Genomic DNA, 26,417 nt, shown 5'->3' with positions numbered 1-26,417 from the left:
GGGCTCGCGCTCAGCGCGGGTCCGCCAGCAAACCTTCCGACAATGCCGACAGGTAGATCCGCGTCGCGTCGCGCGGGTCGTCGAACCGCGCCGCCCAGTGGCGCGCGTCATAGGCCGAATTGACGGTCGACATCATCATCTGCCCGGCGATCAGGGGGTCGATCGCCCGCACCGATCCATCGGCAATCCCGTCGATCAGCATCCCGGCAAAGCGTTGGGCCAGCCGGTTGGATCGCGTCACGACGTCGCTCTTGTGATCGGCCTCGAGCGCCTGCAGCGCGGTGGTGCGCAGCAGCGGCGTGCTGTCGAAGAACTGCAGGTCGACCAGCTCGGCGAGCACACTCGACAGACGCGTCCAGTAATCCGCCTCCAGCTCAAGCCCCGCGATCTGCGCGGCCGACATGCGGTCGTAGCTTTGCTTGAAGCAGGCGAGGACCAAATCGTCCTTGGCCTGATGGTGGTGGTAGAAGCTGCCCTTGGTGACGTTGAGGCTCTCGGCAATCCGGTTGACCGAGGCGCCGCGATAACCGAGCCGGTTGATCATCACCGTAGCAGCGCGCAGGAAGGCCTCGTTCTGCCCCGCGTTGCCGCCCCCGCCCGTGCGCCATTCGCCGGCTAGCTCGCGCGGCTCGAACCGGCCGCGCTTCGCTGGCAGCCCATAGGCGAGCACGTCGAACAGCCGCTCCTCGATCCGCCCGAAGTCGCGGACCGAATAGCGCAGCGACCAGATCGGCCACCACATCATCGCTTCGAGCAGGATATGCGCGCGGGCCGAGAACAACGTGCGCTCCGCATTGTCGCGCCATTCGCCGAAGAAGCGCCGCACGAGCTCCACCACGCGCAGGTAATGCGCCATCAGTGTATCATAGGGTTCCGGGTCGAGCGTGCGGATTTCCGACAGCGCCGTCGTCAGCCCCCGCTCCCCGCCGCGGATGCGCTTCCGCAATGCCACGTGCGAGGCGATGAAATGCCGCAGCCGCGCCGCCGGATCGGGCTGCGCCAGCGCCTCCGCCGCCATCTGTTCCATCAGGTCGAGCGTCTCGTCATAGACCGCGACGACCAGTTGCTCCTTGCGCGGGAAATAATAGGTCACGCTGGTGGCGTTGAGGCCGATCGCGCGCGCGACCTCGGCCAGCGTGGTCGCCTGCACGCCGACGTCGTTGATCAGCACCGAGGCGGCATGGATGATCGCTTCGCGCTTCTCGTCGAACTTGCGGGTGGAGGCGGGCTTGCTCACGAGAAGAAGCTCCCGAGGTCCTTCTTCAGGATCTTGCCATTGGCGTTGCGCGGCAGCGTGTCCTCGACGAAGGCCACGCGCACCGGCACCTTGAATTTGGCCAGCCGCGCCGCGACCCATTCGCGCAGCTCGTCTTCGGTGGCGCAAGTGCCCGGCGCGAGATGGACGACTGCCGCGGGTTCCTCGCCCAGCGTCGGGTGGGGAATGCCGATCAGCGCCGCGTCGGTCACCGCCGGGTGGTCGTAGAGGACGTTCTCGATCTCCGACGAATAGATGTTCTCGCCGCCGCGGATGATCATGTCCTTGGCGCGGTCGACGATGTAGCAGAAGCCCTCTTCGTCGAGCTTGGCGAGGTCGCCGGTGCGCACCCAGCCGTCGACAAAGGTCTCGGCAGTCGCCTCGGGCCGGTTCCAGTAGCCCTTCACGATCATCGGGCCGCGCGCCCAGAGTTCCCCTACCTCGCCTACCGGCATCTCGTTCTCGCCTGCCTCGTCCATGATCTTGAGGTCGGCTACCGCCACGGGCGGGCCGCAGCTTGCGGGACGGTTGAGGTAGTCTTCGGAATTGTTGCCGGTGACCGTTGCCATGGTCTCGGTCATGCCCCAGCCGTTGTGCGGCAGCGCGCCGAAGGTCTCGTAGATCTTGCGGACGAGTTCGGGCGCGGCGGGCGCGCCGCCATAGGAAATCGATTCAAGGCTGGAGAGGTCGAACCTGCCTCGCTCGGGATGTTCGATCAGCTGCCAGGCGATGGTGGGCACGCCGCCAGTGGTGTTGACCCCCTCGCGCTCGATCAGTCCGAACGCTTCCAGCGGGTCCCACTTGTGCATCATCACGATGGTGTGCCCGGCCACCACCGCCGCCATCAGCCCTGCGGAGCAGGCGGTGACGTGGAACAACGGGATGACCAGCAGGCTGACCTTCTGCGCCGGTGCGGGCGGCTCGTCCCCGCGCCGCAGCGCCGCCATGGCGATGCTCCATGCGCCCGAGAGGATGTTGGTGACGAGGTTGCGATGCGTGCCCAGCGCGCCCTTCGGCTGGCCGGTGGTGCCGCTGGTGTAGAAGATCGTCGCCTCGTCGTCGGGCGCGATGGCGACGTCGGGCAGTTCCGCATCGGGCAGTGCAGCGTAGTCGTTGGGGGTCCCGAGGATGCTCTCGAGCGTCTCGGCCCCTTCCGGCGCCCCCTCGCTGCGCGAGACGAACACGGTCCCGAGGTCGGGCATCTCGCCGCGATGAGGCGCTATCCGCTCCCAGCGCTCGGCATCGCAGACCAGCAGCCTGGTGCCCGAATTGGCGAGGCCGAAGGCCAGTTCCGGCCCGGTCCACCACGCATTGAGCGGCACGCAGATCGCACCGATGCAGGTCGCGGCGAAGAAGGCCACCGGCCACTCGGGCAGGTTCCGCATGGCCAGCGCGACGCGGTCACCCTTCTCGACGCCGCGCGCTTGAAACTCGGCAGCCAGCCTCGCCACCGCACGGAACCATGCGTCGTAGCTGACCCGCTCGTCCTCATAGACGGTGAAAGCCCGGTCCCCATGCGTGCGGCCGGCAAGCGCGATCGCTCGCAGGTTCTCCGGCGAGTTCTTCCAGACCCGGGTCGGCACGCCGCGAATCTCGACAGTCTCCATTTCGAAGCGTTCGCCCGGTGCGGTCAGCCTCGCGGTACACTCCGCGCGGCCCATGGCGGGCCAGCCGGCGGGCGGTACCCATCCGATCGCGCTCGCGAGATCGTTCATCTGCGTCCCCTCATGTGTCGCCTGTGTCGGCGACTCCCTCTCCATTCCCCTACCTAAACCCGCCTCCCCTCCGCTTGCAAGCCAGCTTCGAAGGTGAGGTATGAGGGTGGCAAGAGCGAATGGAATCGCTATTCGGGCAAAACCGAAGCATAGGTATGCGCGAGAGGGAGAGACGCATGTTCGAGCTGGCCGAGGCCGCAGCGCAGGGATTCGACGCCGAGAGGCTGGCCCGAATCGCGCCGTTTCTGAGCGCAACCTATGTCGATGGCGGCCGCTTGCCCAACGCACAGCTGGTGGTCGCGCGCAATGGCCAGCCGGTTCATTACACCAAGCTCGGCGTAATGGGCGACGATGGCCAGACCTTACGCGACGATGCGCTGTTCCGCATCGCCAGCATGACCAAGCCCATCACCTCGATCGCTTTCATGCAGCTGGTCGAGCAGTGCAAGGTCGCGCTGGAAGAACCCGTCACGCGGGTCTTCCCCGAGTTCGCGAACTTGCATGTCTATGCGGGTGGCGGCGGTTCGATCCCCTTCGCGCCGGGCGCGCCTGCCCACCCCATGCGTTTCGTCGATCTGCTGACGCATATGTCGGGCCTCACCTATGGCCTGCAGAACCGCAACAACATCGATGCCGTCTATCGCGAGCACAATTTCGATTTTGCCCGCGACCATCTCGACAGCGACGAGTTCATCGCGCGGCTCGCCAAGCTGCCGCTCGAATTCGCGCCGGGCCAGGGGTGGAACTATTCGGTCTCGACCGACGTGCTCGGCATCGCGGTCGAGCGGATCAGCGGCATGCGGCTTGGCGAGTATTTCGAGCAGCACATCTTCGCCCCTCTCGGCATGCACGACACCCGCTTCGGGGTGAAGGAGAGCGACCTCGAGCGCTTGGTCGATGCCTATGCCTATCGTCCCGGCCAGTCGCCGCGCATGATCAGCGCGGGCGCGACCAGCAAGCTGGGTCAGGCCGGCACATTCGACAGCGGCGGCGGCGGGCTCGTCGGCACAATCGCCGACTATCACCGCTTCGCCACCATGCTGCTGAACGGCGGCGAGCTCGACGGGGCGCGGATCGTCAGCCCCAAGACGCTGCGCCTGATGCGCACCAACCATCTGCCGAACAATGCCGACCTCACCGAAATGTCGAGCAGCCTGTTCTCCGAAGCCAACAACGCCGGAACCGGCTTCGGCCTCGGCTTCGCCATGGTGATCGACCCGGCGAAGACACTGATGCCGTCGAGCCTCGGCGAGTTCTACTGGGGCGGCGCCTATTCGACCGCCTTCTTCGTCGATCCGGTCGAGCAGATCACCTGTGTTTTCATGACGCAGGTCTACCCCTCCTCGACCTACCCCATCCGCCGCCAGCTCAAGACGCTGATCTATTCTGCCCTCACCGAAAGCTACGCATCATGACCAGCCCCATCCGCACCGAGCGCCACGAGAACGTCCTCGTCGTCATCTCCGACAATCCGCCCGTCAACGCGCTGGGTCAGGCCGTCCGTGCCGGCCTGAAAGACGCGATCGAACAAGCGCTGGCCGACGACGGGATCGAGGCGGTCGTCATCCGCTGCGATGGCCAGACCTTCTTTGCCGGCGCGGACATCACCGAGTTCGGCAAACCGCCGGTCGGCCCCAACCTGCCCGAAACGCTCGACGCGATGGAAGCGAGCGACAAGCCGGTGGTCGCCGCGATCCACGGCACGGCGCTGGGCGGCGGGTGCGAGGTTGCGCTCGCCTGCCACTACCGCGTCGCGGTCCCGAGTGCGAAGCTGGGCCTGCCCGAAGTGAAGCTGGGCCTGATCCCCGGTGCTGCCGGAACCCAGCGTCTGCCGCGCCTTGTCGGGGCCGAAGCGGCGCTCCCGCTCGTGGTCGGCGGCAATCCTATCCCCGCGAAGAAGGCCGAGGCGATTGGCCTCATCGATGCCATCGTCGGCGAGAACAGCCTCGAAGCCGACGCCATTGCCTTCGCCAGATCGAAGATCGGCCAGCCGGTCCCGCGCGCTTCCGAGGGCAACGCAAATGAGGACGGCGTGCGCGATCCCGACCTGTTCGACCGCTTCCGCGCCTCGCAGGCGCGCCGCATCCGCGGCTTCGATGCGCCCAATGCAGCCATCGAAGCGGTCAAGGCGGCGGGCGAGCTGCCCTATGCCGAGGGCGTGAAGAAGGAGCGCGAGCTCTTCATGCAGCTCATGTCGGGCACCCAGTCGGCCGCCATGCGCCACTATTTCTTCGCCGAGCGCGCCGCGAACAAGATCGACGACGTGCCCAAGGACACGCCGCTGATCCCCATCGCCAAGGTCGGCGTGATCGGCGCCGGCACGATGGGCGGCGGCATTTCGATGAATTTCCTCTCCGCCGGCATTCCGGTGACGATCCTCGAGATGAGCCAGGAAGCGCTCGACCGCGGCACGGGCGTCATGCGCAAGAATTACGAGAACACCGCCAAGAAAGGCCGGATGACAGCGGACCAGGTCGAACAGGCGATGGGCTTGCTGACCCCGACGCTGTCCTATGACGATCTCGCCGATTGCGACCTCGTAATCGAAGCGGTCTACGAGAGCATGGAGGTCAAGAAGGAAGTCTTCGGTACGCTCGACCGGGTGGTCAAGCAGGGCGCGATCCTCGCTTCCAACACCAGCTATCTCGACGTGAACGAGATCGCCGCTGCCACGCAGCGACCCGGCTACGTGCTCGGCATGCACTTCTTCTCGCCCGCCAATGTGATGAAGCTGCTCGAGGTCGTGCGCGGCGAGAAGACCCGCGACGACGTGCTCGCCACAGTGATGAAGCTCTCGAAGAAAATCGGCAAGGTCGCCGCGGTCTCCGGCGTCTGCCCCGGCTTCATCGGCAACCGCATGCTCTCGAAGCGACAGGAACAGGCCAATGCGCTGATCATGGAAGGGGCGAACTACTGGGATGTCGACGACGTGCTGCTCGAGTTCGGCTTTCCCATGGGGCCGTTCCAGATGGGCGATCTCGCCGGCATCGACATCGGCTGGCACCGCGATCCGTCGAAGGTGACGACCGTGCGCGAGGCGCTGTGCGCGGTGGGCCGCTTCGGCCAGAAGGCCGGCAAGGGCTTTTACGACTATGACGAGGCGCGCAACCGCACGCCCTCGGACGAGGTCAAGGCGATCATCGCCGACTTCGCCGCCAAGGAAGGGAAGGAACAGCGCGCAATCGGCAAGGACGAGATCCGCGAACGGCTGCTCTACCCCATGGTCAACGAGGGCGCCAAGATCCTCGAGGAAGGCATGGCGCAGCGCGCGAGCGATATCGATGTCGTGTGGATCAACGGCTACGGCTGGCCGCTCTACACCGGCGGCCCGATGTTCTGGGCAGAGACGATCGGGCTCGAGACGGTCGTGGCCGGCCTCGAGAAGCACGGCCTGTCAGTGAGTGACTATCTTCGCGCCCGAGCCGAAGGTAACGGTAAGTTCGACTGACAGCGGTCCGACATGCGACATTTTTGAAACGCGGGTACGCAATTTGAAGAAATCTGGAGACGTTTGGTCCCGCAAACCTTGACACAAACGTCGATTGGGAATTGAATTTCGAGGAGAGGGTACGTGCTACAGGGCACGGCCCAAGGAGGAGAGATACATGACCAGACTCGGTTTGCGCCACAGTTGCGCTTTCGGCGCCCTTGCCATTGCCGCACTTGCTGCCAGCCCGGCCTTCGCCCAGGTCCAACCCGAACAGGCCGGCGCCGACGATCCCGAAGGCGAGCGAATCGTCGTTACCGGCTCGTTCATTCGCGGCACGCCCGAAGATGCGGCGCTCCCCGTCGACGTCTTCACCGCCGACGATCTGGCCGAACAGGGCGTCGACAGCCCGCTCGAATTCATCAAGGAACTGCCCTCGGTCGGCGCCTCGCTGGGCGACACCAACCAGTTCTCCACCGACGCACAGGGCTTCCAGGGCGTCGGCTCGCTCAACCTGCGTGGCCTCGGCCCGCAGCGCACGCTGGTGCTCGTCAACGGCAAGCGCACGATCCAGTCGCCGGGTTCGGGCTTCGTCGACACCCAGCTGATCCCGCTGTTCGCGCTCGAGCGCGTCGAACTGCTTAAGGACGGCGCCGCCGCGACCTACGGTTCGGACGCGATCGCCGGGGTGGCCAACTTCATCACCCGCTCGACCTTCACCGGCTTCGAAGTGCAGGGCGATTACACCTTCATCGATGGTTCGGACGGCAATTACAGCCTCAGCGGCCTGGCTGGGTTCGAACTCGGCGACAATGCCAACCTGGTGGTCGGCGCCGGGTGGCAGCACCGTTCGGAACTGGGCGCCAACAAGCGCGATTTCGTCACGCCCGGCTATGAGCAGAACCCGTCGGCCTATTCGGCGCTCGCGACCCCGGGCCTGTTCGCGGTCACCTATCTCGACCTGGCGACCTTCACGCCGAGCACCACCATCGTCCCCGACGTGGGCTGCGAGGAACTGGGTGGCACGATCGACGTGGGCCGGTGCTACTTCACCTACGTCCCGTTCGACAACATCACCGAAGACGAAGATCGTTACCAGGTGTTCGGCCAGTTCACGGTCGACCTTGCCGACAACATCCAGTTCCAGGTGGATGGTATGTGGGCGCGCAGCGACCTCGAATCTCTGAACTATTCGCCGGCCTTCCCGCCAACGCAGGGGCCGAACGGTTCGGGCTTCGTCAGTGCGTTCACGACATCGCCGCAGAACCCAGGCGTCGCTGCCTTCCTCGACCAGGTCGGACTGCCGCAGGGCACCGCGACCAACCCGGTCTTCCGCGTCACCAACGTGCTCTATCGTCCGTTCGGCTTCCTCGGCAATCCGCGCGACCCGGATCGCGGCGCCGGCACCGGCTTTGCCTCCAACGACGCATGGCGCATCAGCGGCGGCTTCGACTGGGAGATCAATCCGGCCCTGCGCCTCGAAGTCGACGGCACCTATTGGGAATCGCGCCGGACCTTCTACGCCCCCGGCATCGTCGGTTCGCGCCTGCAGGCGGCGCTCAACGGCTTCGGCGGTCCGGATTGTACCGGCACCACCCCCGGCGCCAATGGCTGCCTGTGGTTCAACCCCTTCACCAATGCGGGCCCCGGCAACGGGACGTTCAACATCGCGAACCCGTATTACGTGCCCGGCAACGAGAACACGGAAGAGCTCGTGGCATGGTTGCAGGTCCCGAACGGAACGCGTGAGTACGAACAGCAGATCGTGCTCGACATGGTCCTCTCGGGCGAGACCGGCATCGAGTTCAGCGGAGGCCCGCTGGCCTTCGCGGTCGGTGCGCAGGTCCGCGACAACGAATACAGCTCGCGCCCGCTCAACGACGAGTCCAATCTCGACATCAACCCGTGCTTCCGTGAAGGCGACACGAGCTGCGTCGGCACCGCTACCGAGGGCGTCGGTCCGTTCATCTTCCTCGGCGGCAGCCGCCCGGTAAGGCTCTCGCAGAACGTCTATGCGTTCTTTGCCGAATTGAACGCTCCGATCACCGACCGCATCGAGCTGTCCGCAGCGATCCGGTTCGAGGATTACGGCGATCCGGTCGGCTCGACGATCAACCCCAAGGGTTCCTTCCGCTTCGAGGCGACCGACTGGCTGACGCTGCGCGGCTCGGTGGGCACGACCTTCCGCGGGCCGCTGGCCTCGGACGTGTCGCCCAACTTCGTCACCGCGCTCGAAGGCTTCACCGCGGCGGGCGGCAACTACAAGTCGAAGGACATTTACGGCAACCCGACCGACCTGTCCCCGGAAACGGCGTTTACCTATAACATCGGCGCGATCATTTCCGCGCCGCTGGGGGCGGCCAACGTGACCTTCTCGGCCGACTACTGGTCGATCGATCTCGAGGACCGGATCACGATCACCCCGGGTAACGCCATCGCCAGCCTGGTCGCCAACGGCCAGACCACCGGTCAGGCGTTCGTCAACTGCTCCAGCCCGCTGGCCAACCTGATCACCTTCTCGGGCAATCAGTGTATCCAGGGCGATCCGAACAATCCCACCGGCCCGGGCACGCGCGGCATCGACATCAGCCGTGTGCGCGTCGATTTCGTGAACGGTCCGGACGTCAAGATCACGGGCCTGGACTTCGCGCTCAACGTGGATGTGCCGCTTGGCGAAACCACGGAACTGTCCTTCGGCGGCAACGCCGTGTGGAACCTCGGCTACAAGTTCGACGACTTCGTGGTCCAGGGCGTCACCGTCCTTGAAGCCTATGATGCCGTCGGCCTCGGCAACTACTTCCGCGATCCGAACACGGTTCCGGAATGGCGCGCCAATGCCTTCGTCAACCTGGGCTTCGGCGATCTCAACGCACGCTACTCGATGCAGTACATCGACGGCGTGCTGGATGATCGCTGCATCAATACGGACGGTACGCGGCGCGATCCGTGCTTCTCGACCGCAGGCGGCGTCGGCAGCAACTTCGGTGTCGAAAGCGGTTCGTACATGCAGCACGACTTCTCGCTGACTTACGATCTTCAGATCGCCGGTGCGGACCTGCAGTTGCAGGCCTCGGTCGAGAACTTCACTGATGAGGAACCTGCCGAAGCGCAGTTGCCGCTGAGCTACAACCCGTTCATCGGCAACGCCATCGGTCGCAACTATCGCCTCGGCATCCGCGCCCGCTTCTGAGCCGGCCGCCGACAGGAAACAGGAGGGGCCCGGGGCGCATGCTTCGGGCCCCTTTCCTTTGAGAGCACAGGAGGATTACCCATGTCCGCATTCGACCTGACCGGGAAGGTCGCCGTCGTCACCGGTTCCAGCCGCGGGATCGGCCGCGCCATCGCCGAAGGCCTGGCAGCCCAGGGCGCGCGCGTCGTCATCTCGAGCCGCAAGCAGGATGCCTGCGAAGAGGTCGCCGCCGCGATTAATGCCGAGCACGGCGACGGCACCGCAGTCGCGATTGCCGCCAGCATTTCGGAAAAAGCGCAGCTCGAAGACCTGTTCGCGCAGGCCAAGTCCAGGCTCGGCGCAGTCGACATCCTCGTCTGCAATGCCGCCACCAATCCCTATTTCGGATCGATGGACGGAATCGCGGACGAGCAGTTCCGCAAGACGCTCGACAACAACGTCCTATCGAACCACTGGCTGGTCCAGCTCGCCCTGCCCGACATGCGAAAGCGCGGCGACGGTGCCATCGTCATCATCAGCTCGATCGGCGGGCTGCGCGCTTCGACCACGCTCGGTGCCTATTGCATTTCCAAAGCCGCCGATTTCCAGCTGGTCCGCAATTACGCCGCGGAAAACGGCAAGCACGGCATTCGGGTGAACGGCATCGCCCCCGGCCTCGTGAAGACCGAATTCGCGCGCGCGCTGTGGGACAATCCCGAAGCGCTCGCCGCGACCGAAAAGGCCCTGCCCATGCGCCGGATCGGCGATCCCGACGACATTACGGGCGCGGCTGTCTATCTCGCTTCGCCTGCCGCGCGCTGGACAACGGGTCAGACCATCGTTGTTGACGGCGGCGCGACGATCTAGGCCATTTGGCTAAGGCAAATCGCTCCCGCCGAGCGCCTGCCACAGCACCACGCGCGCCCGCTGCGCGCGGCCCAGCGCAGCTGCGGCCCGTTCGCCGCTGGCATCAGCGGCACGACGCGCCTCGAGCACGGTGAGGAAATCGGTGAGGCCCGCCTCATATCTGGTATTTGCCAGGCGCGCGGCGCGTTGCAGGCTGGCGGCTTCGTCACGCGCGGCATCCGCTTCGCGGTCTGCAGCAGCCATCAGGCCATAGCCTGCCTCGGCATCGCCCAAGGCGGTGTAGACCGCATCGCGATAGGCGGCAAAGGCGGCCTTCTTTTCCGCCGCCGCGCCGTCGATTTCCGCCTGTATGCGCCCGAAATCGAGCAACGGTGCAGTAACCGACGCGGCGAGCGAGCCGACAAGCGACTCGCTATCGAACAGGTCGCCCAGCCCGAATGCCAGCAGGCCGATCGCCCCCGACAGGTCGAAGACGGGAAAGCGGCGGCGCGCGGTCGCTGCCAGATCGGCATCTTCCGCGGCAAGCGTCGCCGCAGCGGCGAGCACGTCGGGCCGGTTGGCGAGCAGCTCGGACGGCAGCGCGGAAGGCGCTGCGGGCAGCTCCACCCCGGCACTGTCCATGACCAGCGCAGCACGCACCTGCGGCGCAGGCTGGGCGGTGAGCGTCACCAGTCGCCCGACAAGCCGCGCCCGCTCGCTCTTGAGGGCCGCCAGCCTGCTGCGCGAGGCGCTGGCCGAACTTTCCGCGCGCACGCGGTCGAAACCGGGCGCGATCCCCGCCCGCTCGCGAATCCCGGAAAGACGCGCGAGATCCTCGGCGGCGGCAAGGTCCTCGCGCACGGCAGCGTCGCGCGCCGCCAGCGTGCGCCAGTCGATCACGCTCGCGGCGATCTCCGCCAGCAGCGCAATGCGCACCCCGCGCGCCGACGCATCCGCCGCATCGACGCGCGCCAGCGCGGCCCGCTCCTGCGCCCTGAGCCGCCCGAAGATGTCAAGATCCCAGCGCGCGGTGACATTGGCTGCGTAGGACACGCGCTCCGTATCGAAGGCGACGCCGGGCGGCAGGCCCGATCCGAACTGCGCCGGATTGGTGCGCTGGCCGGTCACCGCCGCATTCGCGCCGATCGTGGGCAGCCGCTCTGCCCCGGCACGGTCGGCGCCGGCGCGCGCCTGTTCGACCCGTGCAGCGGCCTCGGCCAGCGACGGCGAACCGGCCAGCGCCTGCGCTGCCAGCGTATCGAAGGCCGGGTCCTGCGTCGGCAGGAGGGCAGCGACGGACTCTCCGGTCGCCGCATCGGGCGCATAGTAGAAACTGGGCGGCAGCACTGGCGCCGGGGTCGCAACCTCGGGCGGGGGGCCCGCGACGCAGGCCGCCAGCGCCAGCGAGCTTGCAGTGAGGACGAAGAGGCGCGGCATCATTCCGCCTCGCCTCCCGCCGCGGAATTGGCCGGGATATAGGCATCGACCTGCTGGCCCACGCGGAACAGCCCGTCGGCTTTCGGCAGCGCGTAGATCACCTGCAGCACCCGGACATCGACCCGTTCGGCGGCCGAATTGGTCAGCGAGCGCTTGGGCACGACCAGCGGTTCGGCGCGCACGAAGGTCGCCTTCACCTGCCGCTCGGCCGCGCCACGCGGACTGACCGTGGCAGGCTCGCCCAGCGCCACACGCGGGGCCTGCTCCTCGTCGATGTCGATCCGGACATGCAGCGGCTGCGTCTGGCCCATCTCGATGAAGGGCTGCGATCCGCCGCCCCCCATCGTGCTGACATATTCGCCCTTGCGGATGTTCACCGCCAGGATCTCGCCCGCTATCGGTGCCCGTACGGTGAGCCGGCCGATCTCGGTCCGTGCCGAGTTCGCCCGCGCTTCGGCAGCTTGCAACCGCGCCTGCGCCAGCTTCAGCCGCTCGCTTGCCGAGCTTGTCTCACCCTCGGCGCGGATCACTTCGGCGCGGCTGACGGCGGCGGGATCGTCGACATTGCGATAGAGCGCGAGCTGGCGCGCTGCGATGGCTTGCGCATTGCGGGCCTCGGCGATGGATGCACGGGCCTCCGTGATGCTCGCCTGTGCCTCGCGCAACGCCGCACGGGCCGCGCGGTCGTCCACCGTGAACAGCGCCTCGCCCTCGCCTACGCGCTGGCCGGGCTCGACGAACAGGCCGGTCACGAGGCCGGAGAGGGCGGAGCCGATCTGGATCACCTCGCTCGACGGCTCGACCACGCCCGATCCGGCAACGCGCGCCGTTTCGGCCATCGCGTCCGGCGCGCGCGGCGGTTCGCGATCGGGCTCGGTCAGCGCGCGATCGGGCAGGCCGGTAAAGATGAAGATGACCGCAGCAATGAGCCCGACCAGCGCGATCACCGGCAGGATCTGGCGCGAAAAGCTGAGGTTCTTCCACTCGAGGGCCATGTCAGTGTCCTTCCGGCATTTCGCTGCCGTCATGCGTGATCCGTCCGTCCTCGAGCACGAGGATGCGGTCGGCGAGATCGAAGATGCGGTTGTCGTGCGTCACGATGATGCAGGCGCGGTCCTCCGCCACGGCCACTTCGCGCAGCAGGTCCATGACCCGGCGGCCGGATGCCGCATCGAGCGCCGCGGTCGGCTCGTCGCAGACGACGAGGCGCGGCTCGTGGACGAGCGCCCGGGCGATGGCGACGCGCTGTTGCTGGCCGCCCGAAAGCTGGCTGGGCAGCTTGTGCGCCTGGTTGCCGATATTGAGCTTCTCCAGCATGGCCACGGCGCGCTCGCGCGCTTCATGGCGATCCATGCCCTGTGCGATCAGCGGGACGGCAGCATTGCTCGCCGCGTCGATCGAGGGGATGAGATTGTACTGCTGGAAGATGAAGCCGATGTTCTGCAGCCGGAATTCGACCAGCTCGGTATCGCCGAGAGCGTAGATGTCGGTGCCGAAGACCTTCACCTCGCCCTCGGTCGGCCAGAGGATGCCGCACATGATCGAGATCAGCGTGGTCTTGCCCGAACCGCTTTCGCCGACGAGATAGGTCAGCTCGCCTGCCCGGATGTCGACGTCGATCCCGTGCAGCACGGTGATCGTCTGCTGCCCTGCGGTGAAGTCCCGGGTCACTCCGCGCGCGCAGATGGCCGCTTCGGGATTGCAGCCGCCGATGGCGGTGGTGTCGAGTTTCCTGACCATCACCGGAACACCGACGCAGGCTCGGTCTTGAGCACGTTGCGCAAGGCCAGCCACCCGGTCAGGGCGAGGATGAGGAAGACGGCCACCAGGCTCACCAGCGGGATCTGCCAGGGAACGTAGAAACCCTTGAAGGTCGGGTTGCCCGCAAAGCCCCAGATGAACAGCACGGTGCCGACGATCCCGAGCCCATAGCCGACCAGCCCCACCAGCGCCGCCTGCGATGCCACCATCCGGCGGATCTTGGCGTTGGTCACGCCGATCGCCTTCAAGGCGCCGAACTGCTTGATGTTGTCGCGGATGAAGAGGCTGAAGGTCAGCCCGACGATCGCGATCCCGACGATGAAGCCGAGCATCACCGTGATGCCGAAGTTGAACGGAATACCGGTGTTCTGGATGATGAAATCGACGCCGTCCTGCGCGAATTCGTCGCGCGTGCGGGCACGCAGGCCGGTCTGGTCGGTGATCCGCTTCGCAAGCTCGTCCGCGGACACGCCATGCTCCGCACCGACGAGGACGAAGGACAACCGGTTGCGCGTGCCGGGGACGTAACGCAGCGCCTGGCTGTATTTGGTGTAGAGCACCACCGTGCTGGTGAAGCTGGGGATCGCGTCCGCCACGCCGCGGATGACGGCGCGTTGGTCGTTGAGTTCGAGCCGCTTGCCGATCGGGCTTTCGTCGGGGAACATGCGCGTGGTGCCGACGTCGTCGATGATCACACTGTCGGGTTGGTCTAGCACGTCGGGCGCGCCCTCCAGCATGCGCTTGGGCAGGCCGATCAGCGTTGCATCGTCCACCCCGATCACCGCCACGCCCTCGAGATCGCCGGTCGATGTTCGCACCGCCGCCTGCGCGCGAATGTGGGGGACCGCCCATTCGACTCCTTCGACACTGCGGACCTTGTCGAGCGCGGTCGAAGGCATCGCATAGGCGACATCGGTGGTGCGGCTGACAGGGTCCATCACCCAGACATCGGCATTCGAGACGTTGTATACCCCGCTTGCCCCGCGCTCGATCAGGTTGACGAAGATGGTCAGCTGCTGCGTTATGAGTAGGGTAGAGAAGGCGATGCCGAAGACGAGCCCGTAAAACTTCTGGGCGTCTCCGGTGAGCATGCGGATAGCGATCCAGATCATGCGTGCGGTTGCCTTCCCGGTACGACTCGTCCATTAGTGAACGCAGGCGTTCAACTGAACGGGACCGTTCACTTTGTCAACCGATGGCACGAAAAAGGCAGGCCGGCCGGCGGATGCGGCCAAGCGCGAGGCGATTATCGCCGCCGCGACCCGTGCCTTTTTCGAACACGGGTTTGCGGCGACTTCGATCGAGCAGGTTGCCGCCGATGCGGGTGTTTCGAAGGTGACCGTCTACAATCACTTCGGCGACAAGCGGGGCCTGTTCACGGCCTCTGTCGAGAACCGATGCGAAATGATGCGAGGGCATTTCTCGATCGGCGAGATCCCGCATGGTTCACTGCGCGAGCGGCTGACCGCCATCGGTGAGGCGATGGTCGCCTTCCTCTCGCGCCCGGAGATGGTCCAGTTCGAAAGGCGGATCGCCGCCGAAACCGAGCACGAACCCGAGCTCGGCACCGCCTTCCTCGCGGCAGGGCCCCACCGCATGAAGCGCGCATTCGCTGGATTGATAACGGCCATGACCGAGGCAGGTGAGCTCGTGGTCGGCGACCCGGAACTCGCCGCAGAACAATTCGTCAGCATGTGCAAGGGCATGGGCGATCTTGAGCGGCGCTTCGGCATGCCACTCGATCCCGTCCGCAACCGCGAGCGGATCGTCGGCGCGGTGGACGTATTCTGTCGGGCCTATGCCACAAAAGGCGGCTGCTAGAAGCTATCCGCCACTCTCACTGTCGCGCGCCCAGTCACCACCCACGCCGCCAGTTTTCGCTTTGACCTGGATCGCGCCGATGACCATCCCGCGATCGATTGCCTTCAGCATGTCGAACAGCGTCAGGCCCGCGACGGATACGGCGGTAAGCGCTTCCATCTCGACGCCCGTCGGACCGGTGGTCACCGCCTCGGCCTCGATGATGAAGCCCGGCAGGGTGCTGTCGGGCGCGATCGACACTGCGATTTTCGCCAATGGGAGCGGATGGCAGAGCGGGATCAACTCGGCAGTGCGCTTCGCTGCCATGACCCCCGCAAGTTCGGCGGTCGAGATGACCGCGCCCTTCGGCGTTCGCCCTTCGCTCACCGCCTCGAGCGTTGCGAGCGCGCAGACGAGCTGGCCGCTGGCGATCGCCCGCCGCCTGGTGTCGGCCTTGGCCGAGACGTCGACCATGCGGGCGCGGCCGGCTGCGTCGAGGTGGGAGAGCTTGCTCATGCCCCGCACCCTGCCTTCGCGACACGCACGCGCCAAGCGCTGATTGCACCATAAACGACGAAAGCCCGCCGCTCCGGAGGGAGCTGGCGGGCTTTTGTTGGGTTTCGGTGGTTGCGGGGGTTGGATTTGAACCAACGACCTTCAGGTTATGAGCCGGAATTTGACGTCGCTCTAGAGACTTGAAAATCCGCCGAAATTTGATGTAACCTGCTGAGGTTGCAGCATTTTACTGCGCCAAAGCGAGACAGGCGGAGACATGAAATGCCAACAAATACACAGCATCATACGGACACGGTACGGACACGAAGGAAGCAAACTCGCCTGACCGACTCTCTTGCCCGTCGCTTGGCTGCACCTCCCATCGGCAATGTAGTTATCTATGACGAGCGGCTTCCGGGCTTCGGTTTGCGTGTCACAGCCAAGGGCGCACGGTCGTTCATACTCAACTACCGCTTCAAGGGTCGTGAGCGCCGAATCACAATCGGACAGTTTCCAACATGGTCAGCGCAAGCGGCACGGAACCAGGCGCAGCGCCTCCGCCGCGATATCGACCTGGGGTCCGATCCACTAGACCATCGCAACAACGAACGGACTGCGCCCACAGTCCGCCAGCTGTTCGAGCGGTACAATGAAGAACATCTCCCCACCAAGGCACCGCGGTCTGCCAAAGATGATCGCTCAATGTGGGCAAATGACATTTTGCCAGTTCTGGCCAATCTCAAGGTCGCTGACCTGACGCCGTCGCATTGCGATGACCTCCATCGCAGGATTTCTCGCGATCGGCCGGTGCGTGCCAATCGGGTCATGGAAGTGCTCAGAAAATCTTTGAACCTCGCCACGCGCTGGGGCTGGATCGACCGAAACCCCGCAACGGGTTGCCGTCGCAACACCGAGCACAAGCGGCATCGCTATTTGCAGCCGGACGAGATCCAACGCTTGATCGCTGCGTTGGAGGCGCACTCTGAGCGCATTTCGGCGGACGCTCTGCTGTTCATGCTCTTTACCGGCTGCAGGCGTGGCGAGGCGCTCGGCGCGCGTTGGGAGCAGTTTCATCTGGATGCCCGCATCTGGGTCAAACCAAGCGCAGAAACGAAACAGCGGCGAGAGCACCGAGTGCCTTACTCTTCAACTGTGGCGGACATTCTCGCTCGAAGGCGCGCCGAGACTGACGGGGCTTATGTATTCCCCGGAAGGCTCGGCGCGCCTTTGCTCGAAGTTCGCAAGACATGGAAATCGGCATGTGATGCCTCAGGGCTCGAAAAGGTCCGAATTCACGATTTGCGACACACATTCGCGAGCCTTGTTGCGTCGTCTGGCCGGTCACTTTTTGTCGTTGGAGAGCTGCTTGGCCACTCATCGACACAAACAACGAAACGATACGCCAATCTTTACGACGATCCGCTGAGAAGTGCTGCGGAGGACGTTGCTAGCTGCATCACCTTGTCAGCGCGAGGGCACCCGGACGTCTCTAGGACGATGGAAGACAAATAGAGACAAATTCGGACATTCTGTGCCCTGCAAGCGCCGCGCTATTACTTGGGGCTTGTACTCATTGGAACGATATGTCTTTCTCGTGCTGCGGGATCAGATGGTCTCCGGTGATATGATGGCGTTTCAAAAAGCCCGAAGACAAGCCTTGGTGGTGTGCCCACGGCTCGCTGGTGAAGCCCGAAGAGATTGGCCCAGCGAGACCCAGAGAGGTCCTAAACGGATCAGCTGTCTTGAATGATTGGCTAGCCCCCGGAGAGTGGGTCAGAATAGAACCACGTCCCGCTTCCACCCTTTAGACAAGGTGCATGCTGGCCAGCGCGCCAAGAGCACCTGGAGGATGTGTACCGTGGCGCGTAATCTCTTCGATCACGAATTCTTGCTGCCCAAAGAGGCAGCTCAAATCTTACGATGTAGTCCCCGTACGCTCACCCGCTATCGAGCTGAGGGAACAGGACCTTGCTACCATAAGCACGGCGGCCGAATCCTATATCCACTCACGTCTCTGCGGGAATGGGTGGCGGCCAACACAGTCGATCCGGTTGGAGTCTAGTCGTGCCGCGCGAGGCGTACCGCAACGCGAGTGAGGAACGTACCGCGCGGCGCGACTTGGTCGTTAAAGAGGGGGGTCTCTGTAGCACCCCCCTCCAGAAATACATCAGGAGGATGAACCGATGATACCGCTGTATCGGGGGTTCGACGGCCTAGACGTGAGCTTTCGCGCGCAGATAAATCCCGAGTTTGAAGCTGCTTTGGAAGAGGCGAAGCTGCACGCGCTTACGACGCAAAGCGATACTTGTCTGCCCTATGCTGGACAGAGGATGCTGGTCGCGGCGTCGGGCGCGCGGGGCGGATATGCGTACCGAGTGAGCACTGGTCGAACGGGCGCGACTTGGTTCTTCAAAAAGCCCAACCCCAATGATCCTTGGGGTGTCCGCGTGTCGTGCTCATCATTCATGCTTGCGGAGAACGGGTTGGGCCGATCCAGAGCTGAGCTGTACGCCTTCATGGATCGGCTCGGCGTCAGAGTCGAAGACGGCGGCGAAAGCATAGGGCGCGTTGATTTCGCTGTAGATATCCTCGCTCCGGAACTCACACTGCGCCCCGAGAACTTTGTGATGCACTCCAATGCAAACAGAGCGGACCATTTTGAGGCTGGCGAAGTGGCGGTGAATGGTAAGTCAGGTCGGGTCACCTCGGTGACCATTGGCAAGATGCCAGGCCGACAAGTCATCGTGTACGACAAGCGGACCGAGATAATAGCAAAGCACAAGTGGGCGTGGGTCGAGATTTGGAACGCCAGCTGTGAGCGTATGGGCCTTCCTAAGCTCGACATTGACGACGCCACGAACAGCAGAGTCTGGCGAGCCGAACTTCGCGCCGGGAAAAAGCACCTAAAAGAGCAATGGGGAATTCGGAGTTGGTTCGATCTAGACTGCCGGTTCGGTGATTTTGCGCTGGACGCAGTAAGTGCGGTGCGCCTCACGGAACCCTCTAGGGATAGCAATAGATCCCGTTGGCAGAACAGCCAATTCTGGAATCTCATTGAAACCGAATTGCAGTCTGACCTCTTTGAGATGCGAAACTTTGCACCTCCTGGCACGATCAGGCGCGTCCATAGAGAAGCCCACATGAGGTTGCTGGCGAAGCAAAGCTTAGGGTTACTTGTGAGCCGCGCAGCTATCACAGACATAGGAATTGATGACCTTGCCGCTTTCGCGTTGGCCGAGGGCCAGGCAGCCGCTCAAGAGATTGCATCGAACTCCGAGGCAGTGGAAGGCAAGCTGCTTAGGAGCGCGCAGCGATATGATGTTGAATTCTGAGATCCGTATCGCGTCCCTATCCTAGGCAGGCCGCTTTGCGAGCCAATCTCATGAAAGCACACTTCAGATGTTAATGGATGTTGCCGCCATTGCCTCTACCGCGGCGTATACCTCCGCATAAAGTTCCGCTTCCAGCTCCTCAGCGTCAATTTCGACGAGAAGCGAGAATCGTACCGTGGGCAGTCCTTCTTTGAGACGTGCTTTCGACTTCCACCAACCAGCCACCGGATGAACCGCGATCAAATTGCGTCGCGCAAGATCTGAAGCCGGACAAGTTAGTTGGTCGATATGCAATGACCCAACATCGCGCCGATTACTGCCAAATTCCCACATGTCCTCCTCTTCGAAAAGAGGCCCGTCTGCGTCGATAGCCTTGCTAATCCTGGCCATGAACTGCTGTGCGTTTTCGTTGGCTCGGTTCAACTTGAAGCGCAAGTTGTGTGAAGCGTATCCATAGCGCGACCCCCGCGACGCTTCCGAGGGATTAGGCGCGATGAAAGAGCTGAGAGTAACACGAAGAGTGACGAGTGCCGTCCCGAGCCTGCGCAACTCCTCAACTGGCCAAGGCAGCTCAAAAAGTCGCATTTCCTTGTGTACATCGTGACCAGTTTTCTCTGAGAGCCCGTATGGAACGATTTCGTCTTCAACCACCAGCGTGAGAGCATTTGCGGCGCTACGGCGTGCACGTTCAAGATTAGGAACACCGTAGCCGTAGCGCCTGAAAAGTCGGGCGTAGTCTCCCTTGTTCGGGTTTGCGGGCAGATGCGACAACATTTGAGGCGTCCAACGCGCGGAGGCCACGTAGAGGCCGCGAACCGTCTCAGGCCACAGCGTCGGATAATCCGACCATAGCTCGGTGACCTGCTTTGCCGCCAGAGCTGTGGCAGCGCTTGTGTCGTGCGTGAAGCAAAAAGAGCGGACAGGGTACGAGTGGTGAGTGCTTAGCAACGACAGCCACCCGTGCTGCATTGGCGGCGGCGGATTGCACGCGACCCAATTCCCTCCCTCAAGAACGACGTCTGGCTTTAGGGGCCATGTCGACGTCCAAGATGCTGTTCGCGAGCTTGGAGAAAGATCACCGCCCGGAGCAATGGCAGTAAGTCCCGAACCTTCGGGTAGCAGTGTCTTCTCGGTATAAGCGCCGATACAGAGGGCATTCCACGCTTGAGCGGGTGACTCAATCTCGTGATCCTCATGGTCACAATGATCGAGATAATTTCCTGCCCCGAATTTGTTGTTATCGGTGTTCCCGGCTGAAACGAGAAATAGACGCTGTCCATTGCGATTACCCGATACGCCGACGGCAAGCTGGTCTACTTCGGTCGACCAAGAAGTCGGGGCTCCATCGTGAGGTGTATCTTCGTCGGTCGTCACGGCCATAGTGAAGGTGCGGCGGCGCTGCGTCACTTCCGCTGCATTTACGGCCTGCCTTGTGACGGCTCCCAAGAGGTGATGTGGATTCAGGCCTGCATCAGGCAGGAGCTTTACAGACTCGAGGCGGTGAGTGACAGCGATAGGATGGGCGCTCTGGAGCGGTGTCGTAAGGTCACCGTAGAGCACGAGACCGGCCAATTGTGTGCCGTGCCCTTTTACATCGTCGACTGCCCAAGCGGGTTGGGCGGCGTGGCGATCAGCTGCGTCTAGCGCAGGAGCAATAAGTGGGTGAGCGCGACTGACGCCAGTATCCAAAAGCGTGACATATCCGATGTCCGCATTCTCTGCATAGGTCGTGCGCTCTTGCATTTCGTCGACCCATTCGGCTTGTTCGGCAACGCCAAGGCCATCAAAAAAATCAGCAGTGGTCGCGGGAGCAGCAAGCGCGCGCACGCCACGCAAACGGCGGACCGCCAACGCGAGATTCTCGCGGGTCGCACGAGCTACCGCCACAGTGTCTTCAGGAAAAGTGAGACGGTCGGTTCCAAAGTCGACGCCAAATTCGGCTGCGCCGGTGATGAAAGGATCTGCACTCTCGGGATCAAGCCAAACTTCCCAATGAGCAGTTTCATCATCACCTGGAAACTTCGCCTGCGGCCCGCGCCATAGAGCCCGTAGTCCGGCCTCGGCGATCGCCCCAAGGCTTTGGACCAAGTTGGCATTTTTCGGTCGGCCAGGGATGATCTCCCCGTCCTTCTCCCGAGGCTTGGTGTCTTCGTATTGGAACTGCTCTACCTTCTTCCGAAGGCTCGCTAGGCCCTTGGGTGATGCGAAAACCGTAGCGGTCTCCGTGTTATCGTTGTTGTCTGCTGCAGACGAATAGCGCAGCAATTCTAAACCGCTGGCATCAAGACTGCCTTTTGCTAGCCGTTCATTTGGCCGGCTCTCCACCTCAAGATAGACACCCGCAGGGTTTTCCGCCGTGATCGCTGGCAGCGCGTCGATAGCTTGCAGAAGTGCTTGGGCGTGCCCGGCCCGATCGAGAACGTCAGTCGGCGCCCTTCCGCCGCCTCCGCGCTTGGCTTGAAACGGGTGTGGGTTGCCGAGATTTTTTAGGAGAAAGTGACTTAGATTTCGCGGCATTGACCCCACTTCCTAATCCCTGCAGCGACCGTCGCCGCATTAGCGAGTCCAGCAGATCAGTTGTCGTTATGCGTTCTCTGTCGTCGAGCACTGCCCTACGCGCGGCGTCCTCTGCCGCTGCGATCACGTCTGCGGTGGATAGCCCCAGCGCGCAATCCGTCACCTTCGTCCAACCCAAGCGTGCGGTTGAAAAACCGATCAAGCGACGTTCCAACGCCTGCCTAATCGAGGTTGCGTCCGGAAGCTCATATGAGAGGACCAGATCGAAACGGCGCAAGACTGCACGATCAAGGATTTCAGCCAGGTTGGTGGTCGCAACCACGATAGACGGGCCGGTATCTTCATCAAGAAACTGCAGAAAGGAATTTAGAACTCGGCGTGCTTCGCCGACGTCATTCCCGTCTCCACGTGCGGCCGCTAGGGCATCAATCTCGTCAAAAAGATACACTCCGCGAGTGGTCTTAATTGCGTCAAAGACGAGCTTCAGTTTCTGAGCAGTCTCGCCCATGAACTTCGTTATGAGGCCGTGGAGCATGACAGAGAAAAGCGGGAATTGGAGTTCTCCCGCCAAGCTATGGGCACTCAATGTTTTTCCCGTTCCAGGTGGACCGGATAGGAGGAGCCGCCGCCTTGGCTTGAGGCCTTTCTCCTCGAGCTTCTCGCTCAGCCGAGTTTCGACAACGATTTGTGCAAGTTCGTCCGAGATCGCAGCCGGAACAATGACATTGTTGAGGCGCTCAGCTGGATAAGAGGCGACAAGAAATTGGGCGAGATCACCGCGAGGCGCAGCGATTGGAGTCAGTTTAGGAAGCTGCGACGTCGATGGCGCGCGACCTGCATTTGCCCATTGTCGAAGTTGCTCTGCTAGCCGGGTGTGCCCCTTCTGCTCTTCCGCGGCAGAAAGCTGCATAGCGAGATCAAAAAAGCGATCGACGTCGCCTTCCGCGTGGCTCTTAACGAGTCCTATGAGCTGTTGTGCAGACGCCATACCCTCAGCATGTATCGCGGCTTCTCCCGCAACACACCCCCCTGTTTGATATTGAGTATCGCATTTGCGGCCAGTCGCGCTAGCAAAAACTAGCACGCTGAGATCAAACTATCGAAATACAACGCGGCAGCTGTCTCTGAACAGAGCCGGCTGCAGCCCGACAGATTAATGATGGGCCGATTACGGACACACCGCGGACACAGTCAATTGCTTGAAGTGGAAATGGAGCGTAAGTCTTTGAAACGGTGGTTGCGGGGGTTGGATTTGAACCAACGACCTTCAGGTTATGAGCCTGACGAGCTACCGGACTGCTCCACCCCGCGGCACCGTTTGCCTTGGCCACGGAGGCCAGAGACGAAAAAGCCGCCGCGCGGTTTGCACCGGCAGCGGCTTTTGAAATCGTGAATGGGTTTATACCTACCCGCCTGCTGTAATGCCTGGCGACGACCTACTCTTCCAGTGCTTAGGCACTAGTACCATCGGCGCAGTCCGGTTTCACGGCCGAGTTCGAGATGGGATCGGGTGGGTCACAGACGCTATAGCCACCAAGCAATAAAGCAGGCGGGCGGGCTTAAATCGATGCTGTTGAGCTTTCTGGGCTTATCCGGCTTTGGAGATGTCCTCCGATCGCAGACAGCACAGGGCTGTCGTTGATGGTATGGATCCTACAAGCGCGAAAAGAACTATTAGGACCGGTTAGCTACACGCATTACTGCGCTTCCACACCCGGCCTATCAACGTCGTGGTCTACGACGGTTCGAAGATTGCTTATCTTAAGGGAGGCTTCCCGCTTAGATGCTTTCAGCGGTTATCCCGTCCGTACATAGCTACCCTGCGGCACCCTTGGCAGGATGACAGGTACACCAGAGGTACGTTCACCCCGGTCCTCTCGTACTAGGGGCAACTCCTTTCAACAATCGACGCCCACGGCAGATAGGGACCAAACTGTCTCGCGACGTTCTGAACCCAGCTCACGTACCACTTTAATTGGCGAACAGCCAAACCCTTGGGACCTGCTCCAGCCCCAGGATGTGATGAGCCGACATCGAGGTGCCAAACGATTCCGTCGATATGAGCTCTTGGGAATCATCAGCCTGTTATCCCCGGCGTACCTTTTATCCGTTGAGCGATGGCCCTTCCACGAGGGACCACCGGATCACTATGACCGACTTTCGTCTCTGCTCGACTCGTCAGTCTCGCAGTCAGGCAGGCTTATGCCATTGCACTCTTGCAGACGGTTTCCAACCGTCCTGAGCCTACCATCGCGCGCCTCCGTTACTCTTTAGGAGGCGACCGCCCCAGTCAAACTACCCGCCACAGAGGGTCCCAACACCGGCTAACGGTGCGTGGTTAGACATCAGAAAACAGCAGGGTGGTATTTCACCTATGGCTCCACGTCAGCTGGCGCCAACGTTTCAAAGCCTCCCACCTATGCTACACAACTCTTTCCTAATGCCACTCTGAAGCTGCAGTAAAGGTGCACGGGGTCTTTCCGTCTAACCGCGGGTACTCCGCATCTTCACGGAGAATTCAATTTCGCTGAGCATATCCTGGAGACAGTGGGGAAGTCGTTACGCCATTCGTGCAGGTCGGAACTTACCCGACAAGGAATTTCGCTACCTTAGGACCGTTATAGTTACGGCCGCCGTTTACTCGGGCTTCAATTCGGAGCTTGCACTCCTCCTCTTAACCTTCGAGCACCGGGCAGGCGTCACACCCTATACGTCGTCTTGAAGCCGACTTAGCAGAGTGCTGTGTTTTTGCTAAACAGTCGCTACCCCCTGGCCTGTGCCCCCCACTACTGCTTGCGCAATAATGGGGCCTCCTTCTTCCGAAGGTACGGAGGCAATTTGCCGAGTTCCTTCAGGATACTTCTCTCAAGCGCCTTGGTATACTCTACCTGACCACCTGTGTCGGTTTCGGGTACGGTCTATACGGAGAGGCTATTTCCTGGAACCGCTTGGCCGCCCTCACAATCCAATAAGTGAGAACAACTTCCACGATCCGTCACACATCTCCAGGCCCACGAATATTTACGTGGTTCCCATCGACTACCCCCTTCGGGCTCGTCTTAGGGGCCGGCTAACCCTGCGCCGATTAGCGTTGCGCAGGAACCCTTGGTCTTTCGGCGAGAGGGCATCTCACCCTCTTTGTCGCTACTCATGTCAGCATTCGCACTTCCGATACGTCCAGCGTCGGTTACCCTTCGCCTTCACTCGCTTACGGAACGCTCCGCTACCGCTCAGAATAAATTCTGAACCCTAAGCTTCGGTGCATATCTTTAGCCCCGTTACATCTTCGCCGCAGGAACCCTTATTTAGACCAGTGAGCTGTTACGCTTTCTTTAAAGGATGGCTGCTTCTAAGCCAACCTCCTGGTTGTTTTGGGATTCCCACATGCTTTCCCACTTAGATATGACTTGGGGACCTTAGCTGTAGGTTAGGGCTGTTTCCCTTTTGACGACGGACCTTAGCACCCGCCGTCTGTCTGCTGGACAAGACTCGATGGTATTCGGAGTTTGGTTAGGTTTGGTACCGCTCGCGCAGCCCTAGCCCATCCAGTGCTCTACCCCCATCGGCATACATCCAACGCTCTACCTCAATAGATTTCGCGGAGAACCAGCTATTTCCCGGCTTGATTGGCCTTTCACCCCTAAACACAGCTCATCCGAGAATTTTTCAACATTCACCGGTTCGGTCCTCCAGTGCGTGTTACCGCACCTTCAACCTGGCCATGCCTAGATCGCCGGGGTTCGGGTCTAATCCAACATACTCTGTCGCCCTATTCAGACTCGCTTTCGCTGCGCCTACACCTAACGGCTTAAGCTTGCATGTTAGATTAAGTCACTGACCCATTATGCAAGAGGTACGCTGTCACCCCCTATGGGGCTCCAACTGCTTGTAAGCATCCGGTTTCAGGTACTGTTTCACTCCCCTAATCGGGGTGCTTTTCACCTTTCCCTCACGGTACTGTGTTCGCTATCGGTCATGTGCGAGTATTTAGGCTTGGAGGGTGGTCCCCCCATGTTCAGACAGGATTTCACGTGTCCCGCCCTACTCGAATCTTCTTCGGTCATTTTTACGTACGGGGCTGTCACCCGCTATGGCCACTCTTTCCAAAGTGTTCCGCTAATTAACGAAGAAGCATTGGCCTGGTCCCGGTTCGCTCGCCACTACTACGGGAATCTCTGTTGATGTCTTTTCCTCCAGGTACTGAGATGTTTCAGTTCCCTGGGTTCGCTTCACCAAACCTATGTATTCAGTCTGGTGATACCCTATCCACCTCTTTCCGAGTGCCCCGAGGGGCAATCGAAAGGAAATGGTGAGGGTGGGTTTCCCCATTCGGAAATCGCCGGATCAAAGTTTGCTCACAACTCCCCGACGCTTATCGCAGCGTGCCACGTCCTTCATCGCCTGCACATGCCAAGGCATCCACCAAATGCTCTTACCTCACGCTTGAGAATCCACACCATCAACGACAGACCTGCATAAAAGTCGGCCGCTTGAAGATGATGCGGAGGATATCTCAGCCAGATAATCATTTTGATTGATCTTGTGTGTCACATCGATCGCGCAGATCGGCATAAAGCCGACCCTTGCAAATCCATGCGCCACGGCATCGATTTAAAAACCCATTCACAATGTCAAAGACGGCGACCGATGTCGCCTACTCGCC

17 protein-coding genes, 1 tRNA gene and 2 rRNA genes are annotated in these 26,417 nt (G+C 62.2%); 8 read left to right on the top strand and 12 right to left on the bottom strand.

Annotated features, from left to right (window positions below):
- Positions 1-10: 10 nt before the first annotated feature.
- Positions 11-1,237: a TetR/AcrR family transcriptional regulator gene (locus K3172_RS15730; RefSeq protein ID WP_221587479.1), complete on the bottom strand. Its 1,227-nt coding sequence runs from the start codon at positions 1,235-1,237 to the stop codon at positions 11-13.
- Complete coding sequence (locus K3172_RS04830; protein ID WP_221589013.1) at positions 1,234-2,970, bottom strand: class I adenylate-forming enzyme family protein; 1,737 nt, start codon at positions 2,968-2,970, stop codon at positions 1,234-1,236. The genes K3172_RS15730 and K3172_RS04830 overlap by 4 nt, the downstream gene beginning before the upstream one ends.
- A 176-nt stretch (positions 2,971-3,146) precedes the next feature.
- Between K3172_RS04830 and K3172_RS04825 the strand changes: the two genes are divergently transcribed.
- From K3172_RS04825 to K3172_RS04810, 4 genes are all read left to right on the top strand, one after another.
- A complete protein-coding gene (locus K3172_RS04825) occupies positions 3,147-4,385 on the top strand; it encodes a serine hydrolase domain-containing protein (RefSeq protein WP_221587477.1) in 1,239 nt (412 codons plus the stop codon).
- Positions 4,382-6,418 carry a 3-hydroxyacyl-CoA dehydrogenase NAD-binding domain-containing protein gene (locus K3172_RS04820; RefSeq protein WP_221587476.1) on the top strand — a complete coding sequence of 679 codons (2,037 nt, stop codon included), beginning with the start codon at positions 4,382-4,384 and terminating at the stop codon, positions 6,416-6,418. Before K3172_RS04825 ends, K3172_RS04820 begins: the two co-directional genes overlap by 4 nt.
- 157 nt (positions 6,419-6,575) lie before the next feature.
- Complete coding sequence (locus K3172_RS04815; protein ID WP_221587474.1) at positions 6,576-9,587, top strand: TonB-dependent receptor domain-containing protein; 3,012 nt, start codon at positions 6,576-6,578, stop codon at positions 9,585-9,587.
- A gap of 81 nt (positions 9,588-9,668) precedes the next feature.
- On the top strand, positions 9,669-10,433 hold the full coding sequence (locus K3172_RS04810) for an SDR family NAD(P)-dependent oxidoreductase (RefSeq protein WP_221587472.1): 765 nt from the start codon (positions 9,669-9,671) through the stop codon (positions 10,431-10,433).
- 9 nt (positions 10,434-10,442) lie between these two features.
- Here the strand turns inward: K3172_RS04810 and K3172_RS04805 are convergent, their stop codons facing one another.
- The 4 genes from K3172_RS04805 to K3172_RS04790 are packed head-to-tail and all read right to left on the bottom strand — an operon-like array spanning position 10,443 to position 14,722.
- Complete coding sequence (locus K3172_RS04805) at positions 10,443-11,852, bottom strand: efflux transporter outer membrane subunit (protein WP_247717924.1); 1,410 nt, start codon at positions 11,850-11,852, stop codon at positions 10,443-10,445.
- Positions 11,849-12,844: an efflux RND transporter periplasmic adaptor subunit gene (locus K3172_RS04800; protein WP_221587470.1), complete on the bottom strand. Its 996-nt coding sequence runs from the start codon at positions 12,842-12,844 to the stop codon at positions 11,849-11,851. The genes K3172_RS04805 and K3172_RS04800 overlap by 4 nt, the downstream gene beginning before the upstream one ends.
- Position 12,845: 1 nt before the next feature.
- The gene (locus K3172_RS04795; protein WP_221587468.1) at positions 12,846-13,589 is read right to left on the bottom strand and encodes an ABC transporter ATP-binding protein; all 744 of its coding nucleotides are present in this window, start codon (positions 13,587-13,589) and stop codon (positions 12,846-12,848) included.
- Complete coding sequence (locus tag K3172_RS04790) at positions 13,589-14,722, bottom strand: ABC transporter permease (protein WP_221587466.1); 1,134 nt, start codon at positions 14,720-14,722, stop codon at positions 13,589-13,591. Before K3172_RS04790 ends, K3172_RS04795 begins: the two co-directional genes overlap by 1 nt.
- Before the next feature lie 73 nt (positions 14,723-14,795).
- Here K3172_RS04790 and K3172_RS04785 point away from each other — a divergent pair, with 73 nt between their 5' ends.
- Positions 14,796-15,431, top strand: coding sequence for a TetR/AcrR family transcriptional regulator (locus K3172_RS04785; protein WP_221587465.1), 636 nt, complete (start codon positions 14,796-14,798; stop codon positions 15,429-15,431).
- 3 nt (positions 15,432-15,434) lie between these two features.
- Here K3172_RS04785 and moaC read toward each other — a convergent pair whose 3' ends face one another.
- Complete coding sequence (gene moaC, locus K3172_RS04780; protein ID WP_221587463.1) at positions 15,435-15,926, bottom strand: cyclic pyranopterin monophosphate synthase MoaC; 492 nt, start codon at positions 15,924-15,926, stop codon at positions 15,435-15,437.
- Between the two features lie 345 nt (positions 15,927-16,271).
- Here moaC and K3172_RS04775 point away from each other — a divergent pair, with 345 nt between their 5' ends.
- The 3 genes from K3172_RS04775 (at position 16,272) to K3172_RS04765 (ending at position 19,237) form a co-directional block, all read left to right on the top strand.
- A complete protein-coding gene (locus K3172_RS04775; RefSeq protein ID WP_247717923.1) occupies positions 16,272-17,417 on the top strand; it encodes a tyrosine-type recombinase/integrase in 1,146 nt (381 codons plus the stop codon).
- 337 nt (positions 17,418-17,754) lie between these two features.
- The gene (locus K3172_RS15820; protein WP_425594693.1) at positions 17,755-17,967 is read left to right on the top strand and encodes a helix-turn-helix domain-containing protein; all 213 of its coding nucleotides are present in this window, start codon (positions 17,755-17,757) and stop codon (positions 17,965-17,967) included.
- Between the two features lie 121 nt (positions 17,968-18,088).
- Positions 18,089-19,237 carry a hypothetical protein gene (locus tag K3172_RS04765; RefSeq protein WP_221587457.1) on the top strand — a complete coding sequence of 383 codons (1,149 nt, stop codon included), beginning with the start codon at positions 18,089-18,091 and terminating at the stop codon, positions 19,235-19,237.
- A gap of 63 nt (positions 19,238-19,300) precedes the next feature.
- Here K3172_RS04765 and K3172_RS04760 read toward each other — a convergent pair whose 3' ends face one another.
- The 5 genes from K3172_RS04760 to K3172_RS04740 all read right to left on the bottom strand — a co-directional run bounded on the left by K3172_RS04760 (position 19,301) and on the right by K3172_RS04740 (position 26,200).
- Positions 19,301-21,754 carry a S8 family peptidase gene (locus K3172_RS04760; protein WP_221587455.1) on the bottom strand — a complete coding sequence of 818 codons (2,454 nt, stop codon included), beginning with the start codon at positions 21,752-21,754 and terminating at the stop codon, positions 19,301-19,303.
- On the bottom strand, positions 21,660-22,742 hold the full coding sequence (locus K3172_RS04755; protein WP_221587453.1) for an AAA family ATPase: 1,083 nt from the start codon (positions 22,740-22,742) through the stop codon (positions 21,660-21,662). The genes K3172_RS04760 and K3172_RS04755 overlap by 95 nt, the downstream gene beginning before the upstream one ends.
- 246 nt (positions 22,743-22,988) lie before the next feature.
- Positions 22,989-23,065: transfer RNA gene (locus K3172_RS04750), tRNA-Met, on the bottom strand.
- 112 nt (positions 23,066-23,177) lie between these two features.
- Positions 23,178-23,292, bottom strand: a 5S ribosomal RNA gene (gene rrf / locus K3172_RS04745).
- Positions 23,293-23,408: 116 nt separating this feature from the next.
- A 23S ribosomal RNA gene (locus K3172_RS04740) occupies positions 23,409-26,200 on the bottom strand.
- Positions 26,201-26,417: the final 217 nt, after the last annotated feature.

Source organism: Qipengyuania proteolytica (assembly GCF_019711565.1).
Taxonomy (GTDB): domain Bacteria; phylum Pseudomonadota; class Alphaproteobacteria; order Sphingomonadales; family Sphingomonadaceae; genus Qipengyuania; species Qipengyuania proteolytica.
Note: the sequence above shows the minus strand (reverse complement) of the source record. Positions and strands in the feature narration are given on the sequence as shown.

Excerpts from the sequence above, each read along its gene's own strand:
- K3172_RS04830 (WP_221589013.1), bottom strand. The coding sequence starts at position 2,970 with ATGAACGATCTCGCGAGCGCGATCGGATGGGTACCGCCCGCCGGCTGG.
- K3172_RS04825 (WP_221587477.1), top strand. The coding sequence starts at position 3,147 with ATGTTCGAGCTGGCCGAGGCCGCAGCGCAGGGATTCGACGCCGAGAGG.
- K3172_RS04820 (WP_221587476.1), top strand. The coding sequence starts at position 4,382 with ATGACCAGCCCCATCCGCACCGAGCGCCACGAGAACGTCCTCGTCGTC.
- K3172_RS04815 (WP_221587474.1), top strand. The coding sequence starts at position 6,576 with ATGACCAGACTCGGTTTGCGCCACAGTTGCGCTTTCGGCGCCCTTGCC.
- K3172_RS04810 (WP_221587472.1), top strand. The coding sequence starts at position 9,669 with ATGTCCGCATTCGACCTGACCGGGAAGGTCGCCGTCGTCACCGGTTCC.
- K3172_RS04805 (WP_247717924.1), bottom strand. The coding sequence starts at position 11,852 with ATGATGCCGCGCCTCTTCGTCCTCACTGCAAGCTCGCTGGCGCTGGCG.
- K3172_RS04800 (WP_221587470.1), bottom strand. The coding sequence starts at position 12,844 with ATGGCCCTCGAGTGGAAGAACCTCAGCTTTTCGCGCCAGATCCTGCCG.
- K3172_RS04795 (WP_221587468.1), bottom strand. The coding sequence starts at position 13,589 with ATGGTCAGGAAACTCGACACCACCGCCATCGGCGGCTGCAATCCCGAA.
- K3172_RS04790 (WP_221587466.1), bottom strand. The coding sequence starts at position 14,722 with ATGATCTGGATCGCTATCCGCATGCTCACCGGAGACGCCCAGAAGTTT.
- moaC (WP_221587463.1), bottom strand. The coding sequence starts at position 15,926 with ATGAGCAAGCTCTCCCACCTCGACGCAGCCGGCCGCGCCCGCATGGTC.
- K3172_RS15820 (WP_425594693.1), top strand. The coding sequence starts at position 17,755 with ATGTGTACCGTGGCGCGTAATCTCTTCGATCACGAATTCTTGCTGCCC.
- K3172_RS04765 (WP_221587457.1), top strand. The coding sequence starts at position 18,089 with ATGATACCGCTGTATCGGGGGTTCGACGGCCTAGACGTGAGCTTTCGC.
- K3172_RS04760 (WP_221587455.1), bottom strand. The coding sequence starts at position 21,754 with ATGCCGCGAAATCTAAGTCACTTTCTCCTAAAAAATCTCGGCAACCCA.
- K3172_RS04755 (WP_221587453.1), bottom strand. The coding sequence starts at position 22,742 with ATGGCGTCTGCACAACAGCTCATAGGACTCGTTAAGAGCCACGCGGAA.